The organism is Pantoea sp. SIMBA_079, from assembly GCF_046940275.1.
Lineage (GTDB): Bacteria > Pseudomonadota > Gammaproteobacteria > Enterobacterales > Enterobacteriaceae > Pantoea > Pantoea borealis.
Genome location: NZ_JAWRYR010000387.1, coordinates 1 through 267, shown reverse-complemented (window position 1 = coordinate 267; position 267 = coordinate 1). Strand labels below are relative to the sequence as shown.

Sequence of the window (267 nt, the reverse complement as noted above, 5' to 3'; positions counted from 1 at the left end):
GGTCATTTTGCATTGACAGGACATCTATTTCCATTATTGAAAGCATCTCCAAATGCAAGAGTGATTACGCTTACCAGCGGGGCGGCAACATTAACAGATGGTATTGATTTTGAAAATCTGAAATTGGAAAAACCGTACAGCGAATGGCAGGCTTATGCGGTAAGCAAGTTGGCTGATATTCTGTTTACTTACGAACTCGACAGAAAAATAAAAGGAGCGGATTTAAAGATAATTTCTGCGGCTTCGCATCCCGGCGTTACCCGAACC

General features: G+C 42.3%; 1 pseudogene. It reads left to right on the top strand.

The features are described from left to right. Positions 1-267: pseudogene (locus tag SB719_RS20480) on the top strand (oxidoreductase); the annotation flags it as partial.